Here is a 26,009-nt window from a genome sequence, read left to right as displayed (position 1 = left end):
TTGCACAACCAGCGGGACTATCCGAAAAGAAAAGTGCGCTTCCTGGTTCGCGGGATAGCGGATTTGCGTTCCATTTACTAGCGAAATGTCGAACCAATAAGAGAGTGATGTCCCAGTAGGCTGTGGGGGGATTTCGCTGTGCCATATCTTGGGGTGCTCTTTGCTGCTCAACGGAATGGTCAGCATCGAGTCGGTCGCAGCTGATTCGATATCTACAACCAACGATGCGCTACTAATGGCAGGTCCGGATAGCTGGCTTAGTTCGATAGGATAGGGATCTTGCGTGTTTATTGTGTGGGCATGACGCCTTGAAGAAAAGAATGCGTTTGTTTTCTCTTGTGGCGTAGAGCTATGATTTACTACTGTGGATGAATGTGGGAGTGGTTCTTCGCTAAACTCTCCGGGCAGATCGCTGCACGCGAGTTGTGTAATTATGAAGATCAGCAAAATTGCCCCTGGGAATTGTTGTACAACTCTCAGGGGCGTTTGACTTATAACATCCTGTTCAGATACCCCAAACATTAGTTTAGTAGTCAGATTGTCCGTTTGTAGTGAGCACAGCATAGGGTGCAGGAACGCTCCACAACCCGGCGCCTGGCTCGGTAGAGAGCCTGATGTTCCCAGCACCGGCATCGCGCGTTCTGGATCTGTAGTAGAGCCGCGTCAGGGCACCGCCCGACTGAAGCATGGTCCATTGGGTATCCGATGGTGACCAGTTGCCATAACATTCTGGTGTATCTGGTGTGGTTGGATCAACATCCACGCCGATCCACGGGCTGGTTATCGTTGAAGCACCAGGGAACGTGGGATCGTCAGCGACTTCAACCTGAAATTCGCTATTGCAAGGTGCGGGGTTTGTAATTTCTCGTAGACCAGTTGTACCGTCGAATCGATATCGTGGTCCAGTCCATACGTGGAACGTCGGGGCAGGGCCGCCCAGTTCGAGGAAATCCACTTCTGGGTGATCCACGCCATTTATGGATAGGTCATCCCCCAGATCATTGTCGTCGATGTCAATTACCGAATCTCCTCCGTTTTCGCCACTCGGACAAAAAGTAGGATCGGACGTCGCGGCATCGCTGTCGATACACTGATCTGGAGTGAGGAAAAGGCCCGTTTTAGCAAATCCAGCAGTAACCTTGTTGGTTGTATGTGGGCCGTTGTGCCTAAAGGCCGGCGGGCCACCGGGAGATCCAGAGCTTGCCCATTGTTCGACCATCTCTACTTCCAGGTCGTATAGGTAGTTGAAAATGCCCTGGTCTGTGCCTGCAGGTGCAGTCCCGAAGAAACCAGTTTCGCGCAGGGCGCGTGCAAATCGGACGGCAAATTGCGGCATCCCTGAAGGCCGGCATTTGCTTCTCATTCCCAGACGGACCTGCCAAAGTGCTGCAGCGCCAATTTGAGAATCTGCATAGTCGATCGTCGAAATGGCCCGGTGTTCGGGGAAATGGTCGCCGATAGCGGCTGGATTGAACGGGACAGCCACTTCATGTAATCGGGGAAGCCCACCCCCTTCATTATGATTGGCGCAATTCAGGCTATTGTTTACGCCGCCCTGATTTTTGGCAACCCAGCCGGCAGTACAATTGGTCGAGTCAAAGTGATCGGCCCAAAAATCTGCCAGGTCATGCAATCTGCCCCATCCCACAGGGATCGGACAAGGCAATACGCCACACCAGTCTGCCGGCCGCGTGTTTGTAAAACGATCCGTTAAATTATGCGCCAATTCGTGCCCAACAACCGTATTGTCGTGCGCAAAATTCATATAGTTGCTACCGCTGATTGTGCCCGTAGAGAAATTGGGGCAGGCCGCATCAGTATAGCCCTGGCAGGCGCCGTAGTCCATTGTAGACCATGCATTGCAACCGGCAGAGGCGGATTCTACTCTTGGGTTCCACGGTGATGTAGGGAAAGGCGTAAATACGCCCAGACTCAACCCGCGCTGATAGTACCGGTGGATCACCCCAAAGAAATTTACCTGTTGGAACGCCTTGTTGGTGCCAGATGCACACAAAGCCTGTGTTGCATCGTTGATGGGGGCCTGGTTAAAGTTTGCGAAGGTGGGAGAACTCCCCCCTGAGGCAGCATTGATACTTACATCGTCGGCATCAAAGCCATTTCCTAGATAGTCGACCCGGTTCAGTACTCCACTTAACTGCAGCGTGTAATTTCCACCCGACTCAGGATCCACCTGAAAAGAGGCTGTTCTTGTAGCAACTCCTGGATCTCTGTTATACACAGTGCCCGAAGCACCTACATCCGAAAAGAGCGGTTCAAGTTTGAGTATGTCGCCATTTTCTGCGTCAGACCATAACTGGAAGCCTCCTTGCCTCCCAACGGCATAGCCCTGCAATATCATACGATAGGCATACCGCATGTACGTGACACCGGCCGCATCGCTTCCGTATGGCAGAAGCATCAGATATGGACCATCCTCGGCCTCTTTGGTATCTGCCACCCGGTCAACACCCTCTACCTGCCGTAAAGCTTCAATTGCACGAGAAACAGCATCTTCGTGCTGAATAACAAGGCTATTGGCAATATCGTATTTGTTATAAAAGACACCACGGATAGACGTAATACCCTGCCCCTCCCAACGCTGTGCCAGAATCATGGTGTGTTCAATGGGGATATCCGCATCTACCTGGACAAATGGAAATGCAATGGCTTCACGTTCGATGCCAGCAATAAATTGATTCAAATTCATCCCTTCACCCATTTCGAGTGCCATATCGATTTCAGGCGTGGCATTGCGGTTTTGAAGGGCTTCCAACATGAAGCGGGTTCTTGGTTTAAAGAGCTGTTCGGTCACTCCATATTCGTCCTGTACAGCCTGGATCAACCCGTCATAATTGGCCCGTGCCATAGGGACGCCCTGGTTGGGCGGCAGGCGAAAGGCATCTGTGCCCCGGTCAAACCCAAGGGCACCCAGCAGTGGTGTTATCAGTTGTGAAAAGACATCTCCGGTAGCCACGTTGGATGCTTCGCGTGCCGGCAGTGTGACAAAAAAACGATCGCCGTCATGAGCTGGGTATTTTGCACTGATGCGGCCGCCGTAGGTGTTGCTCAACTCGTCTAGAATTTCTGGATTGATGTCCAAAGGAAGTTTTGCAGTAGACCCGGGTACCTCAATACTCGGAGGCGTGCCCTCACCTGGGAAGGGGCCCTGGTCCAAGGTTTCTTCTTTCTCACAACCCCAGAACGCAACGCTGAGCATAAACACAAAGATGCTCCATAATGTGAGGTGTCTGCGGGGTGCCGATGTGTTGACAGTTAGGTTAGCCATTGCTCGATCTGTGTGGTTTTTTGCAGAATGATAGTTTCCTCTGCTGCCTTATCCATCCAGATTACTATGCGAATAAATGAAATAGAAGCCGACATCAACAAGTCGGTTGGAAAATGAAATAGGGTTTGGCAAGGACTTGATATGCCACCGTAGGAGATATGGGGGATGGCCTTTCCTAATGATAAAGAGCCGCTCGCTACTGGAAAGAAGCATGCATTTTTAATGCTTAATGTTCAAAACCAGCGCGTTTTTTGTTGGTGGAGAGTTGAAAAGCAAAGACTGGAGAACATCACAAAACAGTTGGTGAATTTCAGGCCTGTCCCAGTATTAGGATAGAATCTTAATGGGCTTAATTTGAGCACACCGCCTTCAGTGCATGCACCAACGCATCAAGTTCTTTAATCCTCGTATATAAGTGGGGCGTGATGCGTACGCCGGTGACTACCGGGTTTATTCGTGCGACCGTGAAAATCCGATAGTGCTCGTAAAGTGCCTCCACCAGTTCATCTGGCGTATAACCATCGACTGAAATCAGCACCAGTGCGGAGGCACGGTAGGCGTCCCATGGTGTATGGATGGTGAGGCTGGCGAGGTCGCGCACTTGCTCAGTCCAGTATTGCTTCAGGTACTTTAATCGGGCTTCTTTTCTGGCCGCGCCGATCATGTTGTGGAAGCGGATCGCGTTGGACACCGTCAGGTTGGTTGATACCGGGTGGATGCCGATGTGGGCAAACTTGCGGATGTCGTCTTCGGGGAAATTGGTATCGCCAAAAAGCGGCCATACTTTGTTGATCTTCTCCTTTTTAACGTATAAGATGCCGGCGCCCATTGGCGTACACAGCCACTTGTGCAGACTCGCCCCGAAGTAGTCACAATGCAGGTCCGGGATTTTGTAGTCGAGGTGCGCAAACGAGTGCGCGCCATCACAAATCACTTCTACCCCGTGCTCATGGGCCATGTCGCAGATTTTGCGGACCGGCAGAATCATTCCTGTGATATTGTTGAGGTGGGTGACGAGGATGATTTTGGTTTTTGGTGTGATGGCCTGCCGGTAGATCTCGACAATTTGCTCGTCGGAGTCGGGATGTAATGGCAACTTGATGTATTTGGTCACCAAGCCCAGCCGGCGCGACTGCTGGTCGAAGGCTTGCAGCATGCTGCTGTAGTCGAGGTCACACATGATGGCCTCGTCGCCAGCCTCGAAGTCGATGCCCGCAATCACCGTGTCGAGTGCTTCGGTGGTGTTGCGGGTAATGATGAGTTCTTCTGTGGAGACGCCGGCTAACGCGGCGATTTGCTGGTTGGCGCCTTTGACTTCATCCTGTGCCTGCCGGCGCATGTAGAACGATGTCCGCTCGTTGATCATCTGGATGTTGGCCAACTGGGCCTGCATCACCTTAATGGGCTGCGGACTCATGTAGCCGTTTTCCAGGTTGATATACAGCGGTGATGGATTGAATGCTTGTTGGATGTGGGTCCAGTAATCTTCATCTCGCGCAGCATCTTGTGGCGTGCTTTTGTTGAACACGGCCAGTTTCTCTTCGAGCACATCTAACCATGCCGGATTCAACAGGGGAATGGTGCTGAGGCCGGCGGCCATGCTGTTGATGGTTTTGAGGAAGTGTCGCCTGTCTAAATCCTTCATGGTGCCTTGCGCCTAATGTGGAGGGACAGCCCCGGCATCACATGACACCGGGGCTTTTTGATCAGTTTTTCGCTGGTGTTGGATACGGTGGCGGGGTGATGTTCTGCATCGGTTGTTCTTCTGCGAGGAGTCTGAGCGCTTCTTCGATGGCACGATCCAACTGCGGGTCGCGGCCGGCAGCCAGTGCTTTGGCGCTTAACCTGACTTCGATGTCTGGCGCTACCCCTTCGTTCTCTGCGATCCATTTTCTGTTGATCGGGTCGAAGACCGCGTTATCTGGTGCTGTAAGTGCGCCGCCATCTACCATTCCATAATGGACGGAAGACTTCACGAGTCCACCCCAGGTGCGCATCCCAATCAGCGGTCCGATTTGCTGCTGTCGGAAAACCCACGGGAAGAAGTCGCCACCCGAGCCAGCGTTTTCGTTGATCAGCAACACCTTCGGACCAAGGATGCCGGCGGGTAGCCGGAAATGAATGGCATTGGGCACTTCGTTGGTGATGGCAGCCCGGAGCCGGCGCGACATCAAATCAACCATGTAATCGTCTAGCAATCCGCCGCCGTTGAAGCGCTCGTCGATTACCGCAGCATGTTTGTCTTGCTGGGCGAAGTAGTACCGGTCAAATGAGCTAACGCCCTGGCCGCTGGTGTTGGGGACCCAGATGTAAGCCAGTTTGCCTTCCGAGTGCTCTTCAACGTACCGCCTGTTGTCTTCTACCCACGCGCGCCGGCGCAAAGACTGTTCGTTGCGCAGTGGTTCTACGGTCACGGTCCAGGCATCTTCCATGGAAGGTGCATCATTCACATGCAGTACAGTTTGCCGGTTAGCGGTGCCATCGAGCAGCATGTACGGATCCATGGCCGCGCTCAATTCGCGCCCATCAACGCCAACCAGGTAATGGCCTTCGTCAACATTCAGGCCAGGCCGGTCGAGTGGTGCTTTGATGTTGGGATTCCAGCTTTCTGTGGTGTAGATACGGTTGATCTGCCAGCGCCCACTATTGGTCTTAAAGTCTGCGCCGAGGAGGCCCACCCGCATGGTGTCTACTGCAGGGAAGTCGCCGCCGAATACAAAGCTGTGACCAACCGACATTTCGCCGTTAACCTGGTCGAGGATGTAGTTCAGGTCGGCGCGGTGGCGCACGTGTTCGACGAGGGGTTCGTAGCGCCGGCGGACTTGATTCCAGTCTCGACCGTGCATGCCGGGGTCGTAGAAGAAGTCGCGTTCGTACCGCCAGGCTTCCTCAAAAATCTGCGTCCACTCTTCCTGGCGGTCGAGCCACATGCGCAGTTCGATGTCGAGTGTGCCGTCGCCCGGTCCGGGTTTGCCAGCGGTGCCGACAATGCGCAAGCTGCGTCCGCTGCGGGCAATGAGCTTTTCGCCATCGTTGGAAATGGCAATCTGCTGAGCGCCGTTCAGGAATTCTTCAGACTTGCGTTTGTCGAGGGTAAACTTGTGTACCGTACGCCCACTGCGGATGAAGGCACTGCCGGCGGGGCCACCGATAATTTCGCTGTATGAGCCAGATCCCATCGGGAGGGGGATGGTGCGTCGGTCAAGCCGGTTGCGGTCGATGCGCACGCCATCGTCTGATGGTTCCTCTATTTCAGTTTCTTCTTCTTCCTCGCTTTCCTCCACTTCTTCCTCTTCAACGGCTTCTTCGTCGCTTTCTAGGGTGAAGGGTGTAGGATCATCTTCGCGCAAGACCAGCACGTACGGGTGCTGGCTGGCGCTGGCTTTCATCCGACTCGTATTGGCCCAGCCGGAGCCGAGGGCAACGTCGGTGCTGGCGAGGAAATACAGGTGCCGGCCGTCGCGGTCCCACGCCGGCGCGTGGGCATCTGCCATGGGGTCGGTGAGCGCAATCGGTTTGCGGTCGTCAATGTTGAGGGCGTATACGCTACGGAAGTTATTCGGGCCTGTCTTGGCATATGCAAGCCACTTGGAATCAGGTGACCAGTTGAGGCCCATCGAACTGCGTTCAATGTTGATGCCGCCGACATCCACAGTTTCGACGTTGTGCGTCTCCATATCCATCACGCGAATGCGGACGTCATCATCTACAAACGCCAGCCAATTGCCATCCGGAGACCATGTGGCATCCCAGGCCATATTAGATTCGCCGATATCAACGCGCTTCGGTTCAGAAAGGCCATCTTGCTCAGCGATAAGCAGTACATAGCCGTCACCGTCATCAGAAAACCAAACAATGGAGCTGCCATCGGGTGACCAGAGCGGACTGCGGTCTGCGGTGCCGGAAGAGCGGGTGAGGTTGCGCGGGTCGCCTTTGTCTGCCGGGATGGTAAAGATCTCGCCGCGGGCTTCAACCACCGCGCGTTGTCCGGTTGGGGAGAGGGCGATGTTGCGAATCTGATCGCCAGTAAATTTCCAGCCGGCTTCCATCCACGGGAAATCGCCACTTACCGTGACGGAGACCTTGTTGCTTCTGCCTGTTGCAGGGTCGAGTGTGTAGAGATAGCCATCACGCTCGTAGGCCAGTATGCCGGCGCCGGCAGAAAGCCACTTGATATCGGGCTCGCCCAGCGAGGTCACCTGTTCTACGGCGTTACGTGACCGGTCGTAAGTCCAGATTTCCACGGGGCCGCTGCGGTCCGACAAGAAATAAATGCTGTCACCGAGCCACACTGGCTGTGTGTCTGTGGTTCGCTCGTTGGGCAGCCACACCTCATCAAGCGTTTCCATATTCATGAGGATGAGCGGGGTGTTTTGTCCACCACGGTAGTCCTGGAATTCCGATTCCCACCGCGATACCCGGTCAATGATCATGTGATTGCCATCGGGTGAAAAGGCACCGCTATAGCCCCAGGGGGCCGGCAGCAGGGTAGAGGGTCCACCATTTGCAGATACGGTCCACAGCCGGTTGTGTGGCGTCGGGGCGGTTTCGCGGGTGGAAGAATAGAGGACGTGTTTGCCATCGGGTGTCCAGCCAATGGCGCGGGTGCTGGCCGGGTACCAGGTGAGGCGTTTGGGGGTGCCGCCATTGATGGAAACGACATAAACGGCATCCGTCCCGGACCGGTTGGAAGTGAACGCAAGCCACTGTCCGTCTGGGGAGAAACGCGGATTGCTTTCTACAGCCGGCGTACTGGTGAGCCGGCGCGCCTGACCACCGGTTTGGTCAGCTATCCACAGGTCGCTGCCGTAAGCAAACGCGATGTGGGATTCGCTAATCGTGGGTTGTCTTAGTAGGCGTGCTTCCTGCATTTGCGCCAACAAGCTGGCCGGGCCAAGCAATAGAATGAGGAGCAGAAAAAGCGTGGTACGGATTGTTTTCATGGTGATGGAGAAGAGGATGGAAGTGGGTTGGTTTGTAAAGTACCGCTGGTAGGGGAGAAATGCGATTTTGATTGTTGATCTGCTTCAATCCTAAGGCCTGCTAAGTATCGCTTTCGGACTTTAAACTCCTTGAATATCGAACACCGAACAAGAAATACTGAATTTCGAAGGGCCGTTTTTCACTCCTCACGCCTCAACTTGTCGCCAATTTCCCCGTAAACCCCATCCATCCCCTCAACCCGTCCACTGCTCCTCATTGACGGAACGACTAAATACACGATCACACAGCCACTCCTGATAGCCGTGTTTAAATCACTACCCAAATTCGAGCACTTCGATTTCAAAATTTGGCGGGGATCCCTGGTTTTTCTGCCTATCTGCCTCTACTTCCTCTTTACGTGGGGCGAGTATACCCTGATGGACAGCGTGGATCTGATCATCCATGAAGCCGGCCATTTTTTCTTTCGGTTCTTTGGCCGATTTATGATGTTTCTGGGCGGTACGCTGATGCAGCTTATTGTACCAGGCATCCTCATCTTCAATTTTGTTGTCCACGATTACCGTTTTGGTACCCAGGTATCACTTTTCTGGTTGGGGCATAACTTGATCAACATCAGCGTGTACGCGGCTGATGCGCGGGCGCGTCAATTGCCGTTGCTCGGTGGAAATGCTGTAGAGCACGACTGGTGGACCATGTTGGGGATGCTCAATCTTCTTGAGTACGACCAGCTCATCGGCAATGTGTTTTTTGGGATGGCCATTGTGGTATTTGTTATCCTGCTGATCTTGCCAAAGTTTATGCCTTATTAAGGCTGCCCTTCTGTTTTCAGCGTAGCCAGGCTTGCTCGCGTTGCAGCCAACTGGGTTTCATCGGAGATTGCAGTAGCAATATCCAGCGACTGATTGAACATAGCTTCAGCTTCCTCAGTTCGGCCAGCTTTGCCCAGTGCTTCCCCGAGTTGTTGCTGACTCGCCGAAACTTCCGCGTGCACTTTACCGCGCAGCTTTATGCGCAGCTCCAGCGCTTCGCGCAGCAAAGGCAGGGCTTCGGGCAAGCTGCCGGCGTCAGCCAAAATGCGGCCAAGCGCCTGTAAGTCGCGCGCTACAGCCAGATCCTCTTCTTCCGTTAGTGCCCGGCTCATGGCCAACCCTTCTCGCTGCATTCGCAACGCTTTTCCATACTTTTCTTGTGCAGCCATTAAGCCGGCGATGGCGTACATGCTGCTTGCTACGCGGCTGTGTTGTGCTCCATACACTGATTGATTGATTTGCATGCCTTCTCGGTGAAATGCTTCAGCTTTAGCCAATTCCCCTCGTGCCTCGTGGATGTTGGCCAGGTGGCCCAAGCTATGAGATACGTCTGGATGTGGTCGGTTGTATACCTGCTCAGCAATGGCCAGCGCTTCTTCCACAAAGGGTTCAGCCTCTTCGTGTTTGCCCTGGTCGTTGAGTTGGGCTGCGATGTTGTTGAGGGTGACGACGTGGGACGGGTGAACATCGCCGTATAACTTTTTCTTGACGGCAAGCGCGGCACGATAGAGTGAATCTGCCGCGCCCGGATCACCCAGTTGTCCCTTTACATAAGCCCTGTTGTTGAGCGTAGAGGCCATCCCTGGATGGGCTTCTCCTACGGTTTCCTTGAGGATCTCAATGACGCCGGCATATAGCGAGTCTGCTTCTGTGAGCGCTCCACGTTGCGAGAGAATAAGTGCAAGATTATTCATTGTAGCACCCACTTCGAGGTCATTTGGCCCGAGTAGTTTGATGCGTTGCTGCAAGGCTTCGCGTACCATCGCTTCTGCTTCATCCCGGTTGCCCATACGGCGTAAAATTACCGCAAGATTGGCCAGGGTTTCTGCAATGTCTTTGTGCTCTGTGCCCAGTTGCTCACGTTGGATGGCGAGGGCAGCGCGGTACATGCTGTCAGCGCCGGCATAATCCCCTTGCCGGCGATTGACGTAGCCAATCAGGTTGAGGGTACTGGCTGTTTCCAGGCTTTCATTTCCATACAATTTACGGTTATTGACAAGTGCCTGCCGGTGCATGGAGTCGGCTTTGGGGTAAAGGCCGAGTTCGCGGTATACCATCCCGATGACATCATACATGGTTGCCATGATCTCGGGCTGCGTTGCAAGGTCACTTTCAAGCCGGGCGGCACCTTTGTCGAGCAGTTCCCGCGCGGTGACCGTTTCCCCTTTGGAAGCAGACGGATTGGATACTTCAAAAATCTCCTGCAAAAAAGCGGCAACCTGCTGGGCTTTGTCTGCTTCCCGCTGGGCGCGGTCCCGCTCAGTTGCCAGCCGGTTGGTGTAGAAGCCAACGAGCGATGCAACAAGCAACACCATCAGCGAGGTCAAAACTACACCGGCACGATGACGCTCAATGAACTTTCTGAAGCGATACCCTGCAGTGTCCGGGCGCGCATGGACAGGCATGCCGGCACGGTGACGCGTGATGTCATCTGAAAAAGCCTCGACAGAGCCATAGCGTCGCGTTGGTTCTGCGCGAAGGGCTTTGAGGCAGATCACGTCGAGGTCGCCGCTGAGCAGCCTGCGTAGTTTGTCTGGCCGTGTGCTGCGGGCTTTGCTGATGGTGTCCGCCGTGACCGTGTCCTGGCTCCGTATGGCGCGGTCGATACGGGTGGAAGGGCGGTCGGGTTCTTGGGTTTCTTCGGGGGAAGGCGGGGTGTCGTACGGGCGCTGGCCGGCGAGCAACTCATACAGTACAACACCAAGCGAGTAAATATCTGAGGAAGTACTGATGTCATCGCCTTTTAATTGCTCAGGCGATGCGTATGCGGGCGTGAGGATGCGCCGGCCTTCCTGCGTGATACGGGTATGATCAGCCTCCTGGCCCAGCACCTTGGCAATCCCGAAGTCCAGCAATTTTACCTTGCCTTCCCGGGTGACCAGAATGTTCTCAGGCTTCAGGTCGCGATGAACAACCAGGTTGGCGTGGGCATACATGACCGCTTTACACACGGTTACAAAAAGCGCCAGCCGCTGATCGATGGACACCTTTTGTGTGTCGCAATACGTGTCGATAGGCTCCCCGTCAACGTACTCCATCACAAAATAGGGCAGGCCGTCATCGGTTATGCCGCCATCAAAGACGCGGGCAATGTTGTCATGCTGGAGGCGCGCAAGGATTTTGCGTTCCGCTTCAAAGCGGCGGATAATCCGATCCGTATCCATGCCGCGCTTGATCAGCTTGAGTGCGACCTGCTGTTCAAATACACCATCTGCCCGCTCTGCGAGGTAAACGAGTCCCATGCCCCCTTCGCCAAGTTGTCGGATGAGACGGTAGGGACCAATTTCTTTGCCATCCAGGGAAAGGGCGTCGGATAGCTCCCCAACATCAACAGCATCAAGGACATGGCCTTCGAGCATGCTACCTTCTTCCTCGTCTGCCTTGAGCAGCGAAAGGACTTCTTCGTGCAACGCTGCATCTCCTTTGCAGGCATCTTTGAGGAAGGAGGCAAGGTCTGCCGGCGCGACAGTGACGGCCTTTTCAAATATTTCCTGTACAAGGTTCCAGCGCTCGGGCGTCATGGTAATTCAGGATTCCTGGGATAATTCTCGGACGAGCCAGGCTTTGGCAATACGCCAGTCTCGCCTGACCGTTGGGACCGATACCTCAAGCACTTTTGCAATTTCTTCGTGGGTCAGTCCCCCGAAAAAACGAAAGGTCACTACTTCGCTTTGGCGTTCATTCATGGCTTTGAGCCGTTCCAGCGCCTCATCAAGTGCAATCAATTCTTCAGCGCGCGTTGATTCTCCACCCATCAGGGCTTCGTTGAAGGTAGCCAATGCCTGACCACCACCGCGTTTTTGCGCACGTCGCTTATGCGCGTAGTTAATCAGGATTTGCCGCATGGCAATCGCAGCGACGGAAAGAAAGTGCGCCCGATCTTGCCAGGACGCAGCTTCCTGGTTGACTAACTTGAAGTACGCTTCGTGAACAAGTGCCGTGGTGTTGAGCGTGTGATTGGATTGCTGTCCTTGCAATTGTCGTTTAGCAAGCATGCGCAATTCATCATAAACCATTGGGAGCAGTGCGCCCATGGCTTCTTCGCTGCTTTCACCCAGCGCTGCAAGCAAAGCTGTAACCTGGTTCCTTTTATCCGACATGGCTGCGGTTGGTGTACTTGGATGTGAATATCGAATAATGAACAAGGAATTCTGAAATCCCAAGGTAGTTTCCCTGTAAATCGGGAGCAATTCACTATTTGATAAACATCAACATCTTCCACCTAACAGTTCGACGAGTAAAAAGTCGCTACGGAAAGCGTGCACTGCCTGGAAAGCGCGGTATCGTTCATTCCTATAAACAAGAAAAGTGTGCAGAGGTGATAAGGCGTCATTGTTTTTTGCAGCGCGTGATTGTGTGATATCGAATGCCGTCTATTTTTTCGCTGTCGTTTCTTCGTGTTTTCGCATCCCAGTTTGACCCCCAACACCCCCCAAAGTGTAAACTCCTCACTCCTAACTCCAGTCTAATTGTGAAGAAGATGTGAAGCATTATCACTTCGCCGATCATCTCCTGTTTCTGATTACGAGCCCCCAAAATGGAGCCACATAATCATTAACAGATGTAGATCGATATCATGTCTTTATTCCGACCATTGTTTTGTGCCGCCCTCACCCTGCTGCTTATTGCCGGCTGTGATAGTGGCCCTGGTGCAAACGAAGAAAACCCTGAAGGCGCATCTATAGGGGATTTTATCCAAAACCTGAGTTATAACGCGGATGAACTGCTCAACGTGCAGTCGCAGGACCAGGCCCGCGATGTGCTGTCTACAGAAGAAGAGACGACACCCATCGGCAACGATGACCGCACGTGTGTGAGTACCACGTTTGATTTGAAAAATAATTTTGAAGACATCGCAATTCTGCGTCCCACCCAGGATGTGATCTGGCCCGGCGCGCTAGTTGAGGCAAATCAGTCGCTGCTGGATGGCTTGCCGGAGCCGGCTCGCTTTTCACGCGCACCCGTGAAGATCAGGCTTGACCTGCCAGGTATCGGTACCAACGGCACCCGCATCGTGGAGGACCCCGATCTTGCCAACGTGCAGAATGAAATTGATGCAGCGCTGGAGTGGTGGAATGCAAACGCGTTCCAGGAAGGCTACCGCAATGCTTCCAGTTCATTTAACCGCGTAACGTCTTCGTTCTCGTCTGAGCAGGCAGCGCTGGATGTGGGGCTCAACGTAAAATGGGCTACGGGAGACGTAAGCTCGCAGTTCGGATTCACCACGTCGTCTACCCGTAACGTTGTGATGGCAACCTACAAGCAAGCTTTTTATACCGCCTCCTTTGTACAGGAAAATGGCAGCCGGCCAGAAGACGTGTTTGGCCCGGATGTAACCCTGGATGAAGTGAATGCAGCTTTCGATAGCGATGCACCGCCGGCGTATATTGCTTCGGTCACTTATGGACGCATTATCATGTTTCGCATGGAGACCTCAAGCTCATACAAGTCGGCTGATGTAGAAGCTGCATTCAGCTATGCAGCAGGTGCAGATGTGGATGGAGACGTGGCTGCGTTTTATGAGCAGATTTTGTCAGATGCTACGGTAGAGGTTATAACACTGGGGGGGAATGCGGCTGTTGCATCAAATGCTGTCGAGGCCCGGACTGCCGGCGACCTGGTGCCGATCATCACGGGCGAAAATGCCGTCTATTCCCGTGAAAACCCTGGTGTGCCTATTTCCTACACCGTCAAATATCTGAAAGACGATCAGTTGGCCAAACTTGGATATACCACCTCCTACACTGCGGTGGAATGCTCCACGTCCAGAGCACGGGATTCGATAACGATCACACTGGACAAGTACAAAGTGATCAGAGATTGTGATGCCGGCCCTGGTGATTTCGAATTTGAGGCAACGGTTAGTAATGGCAGCACCGTCGAAGGTGACCACTCCAAGACCATCTCACTGAATGATGGAGAATCTTCGGCAATCAATGAAGAGATTACATTTCTTGCGAATCGGACAACAGATAACAAGTTTTCAGTCAAGTTTCACGCAAAAGAGCGGGACGATCCGCCCTTTCAGGATCCTAACTACAATGATCTGAATCGGTCTGTTACCAAAGAACATGTATTTGGGCCCACAGGGTGGACCAATCTTGCTGATGCGGAAGATGTACCTATTATTATCGAGGTGAGCAAAGCTGCCAGCTGTGTTACGGAGCTGCACTACAAAGCAAAAGTAGAGTAATACCCCTTCGACCCACGCAAAAAAAGGCCGTGCTATTGCTGCACGGCCTTTTTTGCTGTTCGGTTTTTCCTGTTGCGCACTTGACTTCAACGCGTGTGCCTAAATCGCCTCTGTCAAGAGGATACTTATGGAGACGCTGGTTTTCTGTTATAGTGAGAATGCCGCATTACATAGAAAAATAGTACAGTTATACGGAATTTTCTGGGTAACGGGAGGTTGCGTTTTGGTAACGAAATACGTCATTTATGAAACACTCGTTGGGTCTTCAAGACCCGACGGGTGTTTTAGTATGGCGTAACCTGGGACGTGTGCGTGTCTTATTTCTACCATGTTGCCGCTGCAGAAAATTGACCAAACACCAGTTTTACAATGCACGCAATACGACGTGGATAATTTTTCTGAACACCCCTTACTTCAGAAAACACTATCTTACCTTTTCATCCCCTCTTGAGAGGGCGCCGATTTTGCTTAGTTGAATCGGCAGCGTGTACCTAAACGAAAGACGTACCAACAGCAACCCATTCGGACGAATAGCAGGTTACCCTGCCTGCTGCCATTCTTTTTTCCTGCCGGCTGTCGGGTACAAAAAAGCTTTTGCGCAGTTATAGGTGCACTCCCCCATTGCGGCTTTCCCCCCGCGCGTCTTTTTGGATAAGATAAAGCCATGCAAAACAGACTTGTAGATAACCGCTATCGCGTCGTTGCCCGTATTGGGCAGGGTGCTATGGGCAAAGTCTACAAGGCAGAGCACGTCTACACCAAACGCCCGGTTGCGCTCAAAATTATCCACCCGCAATTTCAAGAAGATGAACAGTACAGGGTTCGCTTCCTGCGCGAAATAGAACTGGCCTGCCGCATCCAGCATCCGCACGCGGTGCAAATCCTCGATGCCGGCGAAGCAGAATCCAGAATGCTTTATATGGCCATGGAATTTCTGGAAGGCCAGACGCTGAGTAATCTGCTCAAACAGTACCCTGAAGGCCTGAATCTGGACGTCGCCATTCGCATTGCTTGCCAGATTGGCAAAGCGCTAGAAACCATCCATGAAGCCGGACTTGTGCATCGCGACCTCAAGCCGGATAACATCATGGTGCTTGCGGAGCCCGGTGCACCGCTGTTCATGTGTAATGTCAAAATTCTCGATTTCGGCATCGCCCGTGATGTAGATGGGGTGAACTCGATCACCGGGGAAATGATGATCGGAACACCCAAGTTCATGAGTCCTGAGCAGACCCGTGGAGAAAAACTTACCCAGCAATCAGATATTTACAACCTTGGGTTAATTCTGTACGCGATGCTGACCGGCAAAGAGCCGTTTAAATCGGATTCACCCGTTGGCTATGTATTTCATCACAACATGACGCAGCCAAAGCCGGTTACGGCCCTGCGTGCTGGTGTGCCGGCGCACATTGCCTGGGCGATCGATAAAGCACTCTCCAAAGATCCCGACGAACGTTTCGAGTCGGCTGAGAAATTCATTGCAACGTTAACCGTCGGGCGAGGCATGTTTGGCAAAGCCGCCGGCCGGCCGGCTGTGGAAGCGGAGCGTGACCTTATGCCTGCTAATGAAGCAGGCGCATGGAAGAAGGTGATGGTTGCTACACTGGCTGTGGTGGCCGTAGCCTGGATCGCGGTAGGTGTTTTTTCTCGCCAGTCAAGTCCACCTGCTTTTGCTGAGGATGCTGCTGGTGAAAGCCTGGCAACCTACGACTCATCGCAGTACCTCGTTGGTCCTCCAGCCTTTTCGATGAATGATCTGCCCATTGATTCGCTTTATCCGGTTGTGATAACACCCAACTGGGATTCGCTGGATCCGGATATGCTGGACCTGGCTGTTCAGGAAGCACCGGCCCCTGTTGCTGAAGAACCCGTCACCACAACACCTGCAACTGAAGCGCCTGCCACGGAAGCACCTGCAGTTGCAGCAGCAAATCCGCCTGCGTCTACAGAAGATGTAAGCGATGACGAAGTTGATCCCAATGTCCGTTACTATCTCGAAGAAGGACGCCGGCGTGTGCGAAGCCCGCTGAGCTTTGAGGCCATGGAGCATTCGATTATTGAAAAGCCGATCGAAGAAAACTCCAACATTGTGCGTTTGCGTGAAAAACAGCGTACCACAACCGAAGTGTCTGAGCCAACCCTCGAAGCGCCAAAAGATGCTACTGCCGGTGCAACAACGCTGCCTCGCGTCATTGATGGGGTAGAGAGCCTGCGTACAAAACTTCGCTATCCGATGGCTGCAGTTGCGGCCCGTGCCTCTGGCATAGTCGGCGTGCGCGTTTTAATCGACGAAACTGGTGTGGTCATCGACGAAGAAGTTACCCAGTCTTTGGGGTATGGATGTGATGAAGAAGTCTTGCGCGTTTTGCGTGCTGCACGCTTTGCGCCGGCCCTTGTCAACAACAAGCCAATTAAAGCCTGGCTCAACCTGCAGTTCAGTTTCCAACTGGTCAATTCGTCGAATTAGTGGCGGCGGGCAATATCGACCACGGTGCGCATCCTTTGCGCCCTGCTTAGCAATTCATCCCTGTCCATGTCGGCTCCCTGGACGAGTGCGCTACCTACACCTACGGCAACGGCGCCGGCCTTGATGTAATCGCCCACGTTATGCGCGCTGATACCGCCTGTTGGTACAAATCCGATGTCGTCTAGTGGTGCACGTAGTGCTTTGAGATAAGCTGGCCCAAGCATATGCGCAGGAAAAAGCTTTACCATTTTGCAGCCAGCTGCATGCGCGGTTTGCGCCTCTGAACCTGTAAATACACCGGGTAGATGGGGGATGCCAGCGGCCTTTGCAACTGCAACACTCTCCAGATCGAGGTTGGGGGATACAAGGAACTGGGCGCCGGCATCAATGGCCTGTTGTGCTTGTAATGCCGTACGCACGGTACCCGCGCCAATAACAGCAGATGTAGCAAGGGTCTCGCGCAGTTTTGAAATGCGCGCCAGTGCATCTGTGCTGTTCAGGGTGACTTCGATGGCCTCTACCCCGCCTTTCGTCAGTGTTTCTGCTATTTCCAGGACTTGCGCTTCGTCAAATGCGCCCCGGATAATTGCAATGATGCCCGTTTCTTTTATGCGTGTATTAACAGCGTGCTCGTTCAAGGTGCTCAAAAAATGATGGTGATATAGTAGTCTTATCGTTCAATTGTCCGGTCGCCGCCTAAATATGGCTGGATTTCTTCCCAGTCTGGCAACCCGTCTACGTCGCCCGGTACGGTGGTCGCCAGCGCTCCCAGGATGGTGCCCAGCTTAAGGGAGGCCGCGAGATCCCATCCGCGGAGCTGTCCTGACAGAAAGCCGGCATTAAACGCATCGCCAGCGCCTACCGTCTCCACGGTATCAACAGGCATAACCGGGGCAAATACCTTTTCGTCTGCTGTAAATCCAAGCGCTCCTTTGGCACCCAGTTTTATAACAACCACAGAGGGACCCATTTCAAGGAGGATACGCGCCGCTTCCGTATGTTTGGTGGTACCGGTGATGAGCGCCGCTTCTTCTTCGCTGGTCAAAACCAGCGAAACGTGCGGCAATATATCGAGGTAGGCCGCCCGGGCGGCTTCGGTGTCCCACAGTTTCTGGCGGAGGTTCGGGTCAAACGAAACAGGTACGCCTGCTTCGGTTGCGATGTGCAGCGCGTGCATAATGGTGTCTTTGCATGCTGCACTGAGGGCCGGCGTAATGCCCGTCAGGTGGAGGTAGCGCGCTTGGGCGATGTAGGCGGCATCCAGGTCATCCGGCGTCAGCATACTGGCGGCAGAACCTTTGCGGTAATAATACACCCTTGTACTATCGCTGCGCCGGCGTTCTTTAAAGAAGACGCCGGTTGGCGCATCCGGATCAACCTTTACGCCCGACACATCCACGCGCTCGCCCCGAAGGAAGGCCTGTACGTATTGCCCAAATTCATCATCACCAACGCGGCTAATCCAGCCTACGTGGTGCCCCAGCCGTGCCATACCAACAGCAAGATTGGATTCTGCTCCGGCAACATATCGGCTAAACGTATGGGCATATCGGAGTAATCCGATGCGGTCGGGCACAAACAGTACCATGGCCTCTCCCAGTGTCACAACATCCATAAATGTGTACCTCAACTGCGCATATAACCCATATAGGCATGGCGCAACGCTTAAGCGCCTGCGTTTGTGGGGAATTAATGTCTAACGCGTGTAGGTGATTTTAAGTGCAAGTCTTTGGTTGAATGCCCCTATTTACACCTACTTCAGTATAGGGGAAATTATAAAAAGCGTTAATAATTCTCTATGATGCCCGGCCAATGAAAAAATGGAGTCCTCAAAATCCTTAACGACCAAGGAAGCCTTCATCTTGTCTTTTCTTACCGCACATCGAAAAGGCTATGGATTGGAGATGGTGAAACAGTCGGATGGACTCTTGAAGCGGGGATCTGTTTATGTAACGCTTAACCGTATGCAGCAGAAGGGCTACGTAAGTTCAAAAAAAGAACCAGCCCAACCCGACGAGAAGGGGCCACCCCGTCGTCACTACATAGCCACCGCCAAGGGTGCACATGCACTCGACTCCTGGAAACTAATCAGATCTACACAACAAGGCGTGTGGTTCACCACAAACTAGGTGACTCATGAATAGACTTATAAAGGTATTAAATTTACTGTTGCTGGCCTTTGTTTTTGGTTCTCTCCTGTATTTGTACTTTAAACATGGCCCCCAGGCAGTTGTTGATATTTCGATGCCAAGCATCGTGGTATCTTTTATTCTTCTTGTGATCAGCTTCGTAGAAATTACGCGTTCAGCGCGCCGTTCTTACGAGGTTAATGCCGCTCCTGGTGCTGTTTTTATGAAAATGGCACGGTTCTTTTATTCAGAGAAAACCATTATTGAGGTCTTTGAACCAACGCAGCGGGATTTTCTGGATGAATATGCTGATGCCATTAGCGACTACGTGCTTGCTGACCACTGGTCAATCAGAAGCAGCGCCGGCATGTGGGTGTTCAGGGTACGGTGCAAATACTATTTTGCCTTCTTTCGTGCTGTTTTGAAGCAAAACTACATTGCTGTATTTTTCCAGCGGGTTTTTCTGCTGTTGGCCGGCAAATGAATACCATCAAGAGCGCCCGATAACACGGCCAAGCACCTCAAAAAGTGACGCCGGCTTAACGCCCCGTTTCCTGTTTTGGTCGCCAATCTCAAAAGCAATCCGCCACTGCGCGCGCAATATGCGATACGCCTCAAACAAGCTGTGTTTGGGGTCGTAGATATGGGTGGCTTCCGATGTTACGCCATTCAACTCTACAATTTTGAAGTTCTCACCACGCTGGAAATCCTCAAGATTTGGGGTGCGGATATCATATCTGCCAAAGTAGAACCCGTCAAAAGATTTACTGATTTGGTCTATCGCTTCGGCCAGTGCCGGCGTCTCGATAGCAGTACCATCCAGAAAAACGCTCCCCCTGCTGTGTGTGCCTATATCGATGAGTTGAATCACTTCTCCAGTATCTGGTACATCGAATAACCGCTCCTGGTTGGCCTTGAAATAGTGTTTGGCCATACATACTGCCCGTTCATCGTCCATAATCAGGCGTCGCAAGTTATGTTTGCCGTTACCTGTTACGCTGGGGAATTGTTTATCGGTAATCGAAAACAACGCACCTTTTGGTGATTCGGGGTAGCGGTAATAGAAAACGCCAAACTCCTGGCCCGGTGCATAGGCTTGTGCGATAGCCGGCATCGTGTAAGACTCCAAATACAGCGCCACCTCTCCCTCATTGTAAACCTTGGCCACCTCCTTGCCGCGCTCCCCCGTGTCGGGTTTCAAGATGATGGGGTAGGTGAGGTCAGCTTCTGCCATAAACCGGGTGACTTTTTCGACCCGATCAGCCACGTTTTTTCGTGCAGGGATTGCTGCAAACCGTGCTACATATTTGCTACTGTCAGCCAACTTGTTGAGGATATCTGCTTTGGATTCACCAACCAGCCCGCCGAGGTCGATGCCAGGGTTGGCTGCTGTGAAGAGGGTGAAAGAGCGGTAGCGCAGGCCCAGATACAGGACGTACAGCACAATGGGGGGGTAGAATTGCCACATGGGCCAGAATTCCCACTGCCGGCGCCGGCGCCAGCTACCAACCAGAGACCGCCGGCCTTCGTGGCTGAACAACGGCACAACAACTTTGAAGAGTCCCAATAAGCCAACGAGCAACCCGAGAAATACCCAGATGGCATAGGTCTCATAAACATCGAGAAACTGCGTGAGCAACTGTTCGCCAAAAATAACCGCTAGCCAGACTAACATCGGCGTCCATAAAATGGATGCGACGATGAAATAGAGCAGGAATTTCCACAGCGGTAGCCCCAATGAGCCGGCTGCTACGTAGGTCGGCAATCTACTCCCGGGAATAAACCGGCTTGCAATAATTACGGCGCCGCCGCGTCGCTCCAACCATCGCGAAGCACCTGCAATTGCGTCTTTACTGAAGAACCACCGAAATGGACGCCGCGAAAGCATCGGGCCGCTGATGTGTCGGCCGGCCAGAAACAACAATACGTCACCCACCACGATGCCAATGAGGCAGGCAAGCATTGCCGGGAAGTAGTTCATTGTGCCCTGGGCTACCAGCAGGCCGGCACCAATGCTTGCGCCATCTTCCGTAACCAGGGTTGCAAGCGCAATCAGTAACATGTAAACCAGCAAGGTCAATCCTTCAGCCTTGGGGAAGGCCTCTTTCTGGAACGGGACATTTGCTGCCGCGATGCGTGCCGGCGTTGCCGTGCTGCGCGTTGCGGCTTCATCGCGTTCTACCTTGTTTATAAATCCGGTGAGGCTTTCTATGAAGCCAGCGTTCGGATTGAACACCAGTCCGTGCCCACCATCAAACAGCGCCAGCTCGCTTTGTGGTACAATGCGCGCATGCTCAATGGCTGCGTCCAGCGGGACCTGCATGTCCTTCTCGCCATGCATTATCAGCATCGGCGGTTCAAACTGAGTCAGGATTTCTCGAAGCGGGCGTTGATCTGTGTCATAAAAATTGCGGGCATAGGATGTGTTGAGAATGGCTTCGTCCATAAAGCCCATGTGTGGCGTTAGCTCTTGCAAACTCCACATAAAACCAAGCTGCAGGGCATGCACTGCGTGATTCATCAGGTAACTGCCCAGCAACTCAAGCTCTTGCACACCAATGGCGGACAACATCACAACGGAAGCTACCTTTTCGGGCGCGCGCGCATAGGCTTGCAGGGCAACACCGCCGCTCATGCTGTACGCGACATAATGGGCCTCGCCGATGCCGAGTGAATCAAGCATCGCATTGAGGTACACTGCGTGGGCGTCGACCGAATAGTCGGGAATGCGGCGCGTTGAGCGTCCAAAGCCCGGCAGATCCGGGACGAGGATGCGGAACGAGTCGGGCAGGGTATGGGCCAATGTCATCATCGACATCGAAGCCATCGGGCTGCCATGGAGGAGGACCAGCGTAGCAGGATTGGGATAGCGCGCGCTGTCTGGCTCCAGCAAGGTATACGCAGTTGTTACAACTTCATCGCCCGTTTTATTGCGCTCTACAACGGGCAAATCCAGGCTTATCTGATCGCTTCGCAGGTTGATTGCATCGCGTTGGGTCCAGCGGATGATGTGAGAGACGAGCAGGAGTAATAGAAAAACGCCGGCAACGTATCGCCAGCGGCTCTTCTTTACAGGTGTGTTTTCCAGCGGGTCATCCTCTTCACGTTCAGGGCTCATGCCGCTTGGGTCTGGCGTTGTTTTCGATAAGTCAGCGTGGAGGGTGCAACGCCAAAGCCTTCACCCGGCTCCCGGCCCTGCAAACGCAAGATCATGGCAATCAGCGCGTAATGGTGGATGGTATGGGCCTGCAGATACTGGAGGTCGCGCTCCGGCGTTGAGTCCGTCCAGATGGCACCCTCTTCATCATCAAGTCTACAATCCATTTTGACACGCAGGGCAACACCGCTGCAGGCAATTTTGTCGAGTCGTGCTATAATTTGCTGTGTGATTTCGATGGCGTAAGCACGTTCGGTTGCAATACGCAGGTCACGCTTTCGCGCATCATAATCGATGCTTCTAGCGTCGATACCATCAAGGAAGCAGAGGTAGTGTTCTACGCAGTGCCGGTAATGATCGCCGATGCCGCTGCTATACACAGGAGATGCGGTGTGGGTGTACACAGCATCCTCCATCTCGCGCAGCAACTGGATGCCTTGTTCAAGGCACAGCACGTTGTTTTCTATAAGATTCTTTAGATGGATCATAATATTCAAGTTTATACTACTGGCACGAAGCTGTCTACAATACGTGCATTCAGCAGGTGGGCCATTTCTTTTCTATCGGTGGTAGCTACAGCCCCGGCTCCGAAAGTGACGGTGGCTTCAAAGTAGGGGAGCTTCAGCATATTGAAAACATGGTCGGCAAACGTCATGTCTCCCCACCAGCAAATCACCTGCTGTGCGGGTGGTTCGCCCTCTGGTGTTTTATAGGTAACCGAGGCATAGTAGGCCGGGTATCCCATATTGGTGACGGTTGCCAGGGTTGCCGATTTAAATGGCAGTACGGTTTCCCCTTTGCTTGAGGTCCCTTCGGGGAACAGGATCACACCATCGCCGCTTGTGAGGGCTTGTTGTATTTCCTGGTTTACGCGCACAACATCTCGCCGGCTTCTTCTGTTGATGAACAGGGTGCCAATGGCGCGTGCAAGCCAGCCAACAACCGGCCAGTGTGCTACTTCCGATTTTGCTACGAATACGCAAGGCATCTGCGTTTGATACAGTATGACATCCAGGTAACTCAGATGGTTGGATACCAAGAAAAAAGGCGCCGCCGGCGGTGTCCCGTTGACCGTAATGCGTATATGCAGGATGCGAATGGCATTTCGCGCCCATAGCCCAACCATGGTACCCCGCCAGGGATTCCTCTTTTCTGCTCGAAGCAATGGAATGCGACCCAGCCATATAACGGTGAGGATGGCTGTGAGCAAACAGAGCAGGAGCAATCTGTATGATGCGCGGAGTGTCCGCATATTCATCACGGGTAGACGAATGAGAGCGATAAGCTATACCAGGCGCACTATTTTAGCATAAAATACGACTTTGCCTGGTCAGTTAGTCGGCTTGTGTCGAAGAGCGTGAAATAGTCGATGGTTTTGAACATCTGGTCGCGTGCCGGCGGGCTGCAAACCTTTGCTCCCAGACTCAAGTAAGCCCGCATTAACCGTGGCACCCTGGGTTTTGAGTGGGCTTTTTTGGGGTTCGTTTCACAGATAAAGTCTGGTTGGGGCTTTACCTCGATGCCGGGGTGAACATGGCCCTGTTTGTGCAACAACTCGTACACCCCGTGGCCTTCAGCCGGGTCCTGACTGGTAAGTGAGGTACATCCAAACAAATAGCGTCGCTGGTTGTGCATCAGGTACATGCCAATGCCTTTCCATAAGAGGTACAGTACCTTGAGGCTGCGGTGTTCTTTTGCAATACACGCGCGTCCCAGTTCTACGCCTTGCGCTACTACCTCTTCAGGCAAAGTTGATAAATCAAATTCAGATGCTGAGTAAAAACCCAGCCCGCTTTCTCGGGCCATTTCTGCTGTTTGAAAGCGATACGTACCAACAACGCCAGCTGACGCTTTGTATATCATCATATGATGACAAACCTGGTCAAACAGGTCTTCGTCCTTGCCCGTATCGTACGATGAAGCGAGACCTTCTTCCAGTTCGAGGTTGAACACTTCGAAGCGTAATCGTTCTATAGCGTCAAGTTCTTCGCGCGTGCTGGCAAAGCGTAATTCATACTTTCCATCCCTGATAACACCGGGTGGCAGGTAGGTAGTAAACCGCGGATATACCGCATCGAGTGGGATGCGTGTTTTGGGTAAAGCACTCATGATGAAGGTGGGTTAGCCTCGAATAAACATTCGGGATATCAGCTGTTCAGTCTCAGGTAGGTAGCAGGATCTGCTTGCAAGATCAAAATGTTTTCGAGTTGCAGGACTTCGCCTGTTATTTCCACAGGCTCAGCGACCATGTCCAGAACATCCTGATTTACGGTACTGCCATTTGTGGCCTGGAGTTGCAGGTAACTTAAGTTGCCTGCTTCATCCCGAACAACAAATAGTGGAGGAATGCCTCCGCTGATACAGCGGGTTGCACACGCCCGATGGGGTTTTTCGCTACCCGGGTTCATAACGCCAAGGAAACACTTGCTGTCGACAATTTCCCCCCGCAACGTGAAGGTGCCCAGGCTTTGCGCGCCGGCTTTTGGCAATGGTGATTCGCCCTCATCAAGCTGCAGCGTTCCAGCTTTTATCTCTATCATTTCCTGGTTGTCGCGATAAATCCGCGAACCCTCCAGGGTAACCCGCTTCCCCTCGTAGGTCGCTGCGAGATCTTGCGTCCCAAATTTACCTTCTTTGACCAGATAATAGTGCTGGTAGGTCGGCACACCACCAACGGTTGTCGACTCCATTACCTGTAACATGGGATACGGATGGCTGTGGAATGTACCCGTAAAGGTCTGGTATTGGAGAAACTCAAAGGTGCTGGGCAGGAATGCCTTTTGGCCAGTAACAGCCAGCAGGGCAATGCCTGCTGTCAGTACGAAAAGCGAGATAACCACTGTCCTGGTGAACCGTCCAACAGGGGCCGGCGCTTTTTCCAGGTAGCCAATATAGAAATCGTCGTTGTTCACAGGATTACTGGTTCGTTAAGCTTGAATGATAGCCGGTTGCACTTCCGTGCCGGCTTTGTTGGGACGCGTGGCAACCCAAACCTGCCCGTTTTCAATTTTCACATTGAACGTGGGAATTTTTTCAGTAAAAGGTGCCGGCGACTGTCCATTGTGTGGACAATACTGAAACCCATGCCAGGGGCAGGTGATGAAGCCGTCAATGATTCGCCCTTCGCCGAGTGGACCATTCTGATGTTGGCAGGCATTGGCAACAGCTGAGATTTTGCCGTCATACCGGAAGATGGCTACGCGGTCTCCAGCGAGGGTTGCAATTTTTGCGCGCTTCTCGGGAATCTCATCCACACGACAAACGGCGACAAATTCTTCGCTTGTTTGTAGGGGCTGATCTGCAGCGGTTTCTTTGAATGCAGCAACCAGGTGAAGGCCCAATACCAGCACAAACCCTGCGATCATGAGGCCGGTAAGAATCGGACTTGTTTCAGCTTGCAAGATACCAAACGCGACGTGCAGTACGATTAATCCGTATGCGACGTACACAAGCATGTGCAACGCTTTCCAGGTGGGTGCTGATAGATTGCTGAGCCAGTAATCATGGCTTGTAACAGCCATCAACAATAAAATAGCAAGCGCAAGCAAACCGAGGGGCTGAAAAGGAAAGTTGGCGAGGCTTGAATATTGTCCGTTGCTCACGAGGATGCTTATCAGCGGATTCAGGTCTGCCAGTACGTGAAACTGGATAATGCTGAATATGCCATGTGCCAGCGCAAGGATAAACATGGAAACGCCCATGTGTCGCCGGTTGTACAGCAGGGGCAGAAATTTTGGGTTTAGCCGGCAGAGGGGCCCGATAACAAGAATGATGTGCAGCAGCAAGAAAGCAGCAGTTGCAAGG

18 protein-coding genes are annotated in these 26,009 nt (G+C 52.9%); 5 read left to right on the top strand and 13 right to left on the bottom strand.

Features of this window, described 5'->3' with window-relative positions; all coding sequences use genetic code 11:
- Positions 1 to 526: 526 nt before the first annotated feature.
- The 3 genes from AAF564_00505 to AAF564_00495 all read right to left on the bottom strand — a co-directional run bounded on the left by AAF564_00505 (position 527) and on the right by AAF564_00495 (position 8,229).
- Positions 527 to 3,286, bottom strand: a complete 2,760-nt coding sequence (locus AAF564_00505; GenBank protein MEM8483991.1) for a hypothetical protein — start codon at positions 3,284 to 3,286, stop codon at positions 527 to 529.
- Between the two features lie 349 nt (positions 3,287 to 3,635).
- Positions 3,636 to 4,931, bottom strand: a complete 1,296-nt coding sequence (locus AAF564_00500) for an aminotransferase class V-fold PLP-dependent enzyme (protein ID MEM8483990.1) — start codon at positions 4,929 to 4,931, stop codon at positions 3,636 to 3,638.
- Between the two features lie 61 nt (positions 4,932 to 4,992).
- A complete protein-coding gene (locus tag AAF564_00495) occupies positions 4,993 to 8,229 on the bottom strand; it encodes a PDZ domain-containing protein (GenBank protein ID MEM8483989.1) in 3,237 nt (1,078 codons plus the stop codon).
- A 303-nt stretch (positions 8,230 to 8,532) separates the two neighbouring features.
- On the opposite strand from AAF564_00495, the gene AAF564_00490 reads away from it, so the two are divergent.
- Positions 8,533 to 9,039, top strand: a complete 507-nt coding sequence (locus tag AAF564_00490; GenBank protein ID MEM8483988.1) for a hypothetical protein — start codon at positions 8,533 to 8,535, stop codon at positions 9,037 to 9,039.
- Here the strand turns inward: AAF564_00490 and AAF564_00485 are convergent.
- Both AAF564_00485 and AAF564_00480 read right to left on the bottom strand, forming a co-directional pair.
- Complete coding sequence (locus AAF564_00485; GenBank protein MEM8483987.1) at positions 9,036 to 11,780, bottom strand: serine/threonine-protein kinase; 2,745 nt, start codon at positions 11,778 to 11,780, stop codon at positions 9,036 to 9,038. The two genes, AAF564_00490 and AAF564_00485, sit on opposite strands and share 4 nt — an antisense overlap.
- Positions 11,781 to 11,786: 6 nt before the next feature.
- Positions 11,787 to 12,359: a sigma-70 family RNA polymerase sigma factor gene (locus tag AAF564_00480; protein MEM8483986.1), complete on the bottom strand. Its 573-nt coding sequence runs from the start codon at positions 12,357 to 12,359 to the stop codon at positions 11,787 to 11,789.
- A 476-nt stretch (positions 12,360 to 12,835) separates the two neighbouring features.
- On the opposite strand from AAF564_00480, the gene AAF564_00475 reads away from it, so the two are divergent.
- Together AAF564_00475 and AAF564_00470 are read left to right on the top strand one after the other, a co-directional pair.
- Positions 12,836 to 14,452 (top strand): thiol-activated cytolysin family protein, encoded by a 1,617-nt coding sequence (locus AAF564_00475; GenBank protein MEM8483985.1) that lies wholly within the window; start codon positions 12,836 to 12,838, stop codon positions 14,450 to 14,452.
- A 664-nt stretch (positions 14,453 to 15,116) separates the two neighbouring features.
- Positions 15,117 to 16,919, top strand: coding sequence for a TonB family protein (locus AAF564_00470; GenBank protein MEM8483984.1), 1,803 nt, complete (start codon positions 15,117 to 15,119; stop codon positions 16,917 to 16,919).
- Here AAF564_00470 and AAF564_00465 read toward each other — a convergent pair.
- Complete coding sequence (locus AAF564_00465; GenBank protein ID MEM8483983.1) at positions 16,916 to 17,557, bottom strand: bifunctional 4-hydroxy-2-oxoglutarate aldolase/2-dehydro-3-deoxy-phosphogluconate aldolase; 642 nt, start codon at positions 17,555 to 17,557, stop codon at positions 16,916 to 16,918. The two genes, AAF564_00470 and AAF564_00465, sit on opposite strands and share 4 nt — an antisense overlap.
- A gap of 32 nt (positions 17,558 to 17,589) precedes the next feature.
- Positions 17,590 to 18,534, bottom strand: a complete 945-nt coding sequence (locus AAF564_00460) for a sugar kinase (GenBank protein ID MEM8483982.1) — start codon at positions 18,532 to 18,534, stop codon at positions 17,590 to 17,592.
- Between the two features lie 247 nt (positions 18,535 to 18,781).
- Here AAF564_00460 and AAF564_00455 point away from each other — a divergent pair, with 247 nt between their 5' ends.
- Both AAF564_00455 and AAF564_00450 read left to right on the top strand, forming a co-directional pair.
- Positions 18,782 to 19,048, top strand: coding sequence for a PadR family transcriptional regulator (locus tag AAF564_00455; protein MEM8483981.1), 267 nt, complete (start codon positions 18,782 to 18,784; stop codon positions 19,046 to 19,048).
- 7 nt (positions 19,049 to 19,055) lie between these two features.
- Positions 19,056 to 19,532 carry a hypothetical protein gene (locus tag AAF564_00450; protein MEM8483980.1) on the top strand — a complete coding sequence of 159 codons (477 nt, stop codon included), beginning with the start codon at positions 19,056 to 19,058 and terminating at the stop codon, positions 19,530 to 19,532.
- 6 nt (positions 19,533 to 19,538) lie between these two features.
- Here the strand turns inward: AAF564_00450 and AAF564_00445 are convergent, their stop codons facing one another.
- The 6 genes from AAF564_00445 to AAF564_00420 all read right to left on the bottom strand — a co-directional run.
- Entirely contained in the window at positions 19,539 to 22,166 is a 2,628-nt protein-coding gene (locus AAF564_00445) for an alpha/beta fold hydrolase (protein ID MEM8483979.1), read from the bottom strand.
- On the bottom strand, positions 22,163 to 22,693 hold the full coding sequence (locus tag AAF564_00440) for a hypothetical protein (GenBank protein MEM8483978.1): 531 nt from the start codon (positions 22,691 to 22,693) through the stop codon (positions 22,163 to 22,165). Before AAF564_00440 ends, AAF564_00445 begins: the two co-directional genes overlap by 4 nt.
- A gap of 11 nt (positions 22,694 to 22,704) precedes the next feature.
- On the bottom strand, positions 22,705 to 23,457 hold the full coding sequence (locus AAF564_00435; GenBank protein ID MEM8483977.1) for a lysophospholipid acyltransferase family protein: 753 nt from the start codon (positions 23,455 to 23,457) through the stop codon (positions 22,705 to 22,707).
- A gap of 47 nt (positions 23,458 to 23,504) precedes the next feature.
- Positions 23,505 to 24,314, bottom strand: coding sequence for a GNAT family N-acyltransferase (locus AAF564_00430; GenBank protein ID MEM8483976.1), 810 nt, complete (start codon positions 24,312 to 24,314; stop codon positions 23,505 to 23,507).
- A gap of 38 nt (positions 24,315 to 24,352) precedes the next feature.
- On the bottom strand, positions 24,353 to 25,117 hold the full coding sequence (locus tag AAF564_00425; GenBank protein MEM8483975.1) for a hypothetical protein: 765 nt from the start codon (positions 25,115 to 25,117) through the stop codon (positions 24,353 to 24,355).
- Between the two features lie 15 nt (positions 25,118 to 25,132).
- Positions 25,133 to 26,009, bottom strand: an 877-nt coding sequence (locus tag AAF564_00420) for a Rieske 2Fe-2S domain-containing protein (GenBank protein MEM8483974.1), incomplete at its 5' end; no start/stop codon positions are given.

Source organism: Bacteroidota bacterium, assembly GCA_039111535.1.
Lineage (GTDB): Bacteria > Bacteroidota > Rhodothermia > Rhodothermales > JAHQVL01 > JBCCIM01.
Note: the sequence above shows the minus strand (reverse complement) of the source record. Positions and strands in the feature narration are given on the sequence as shown.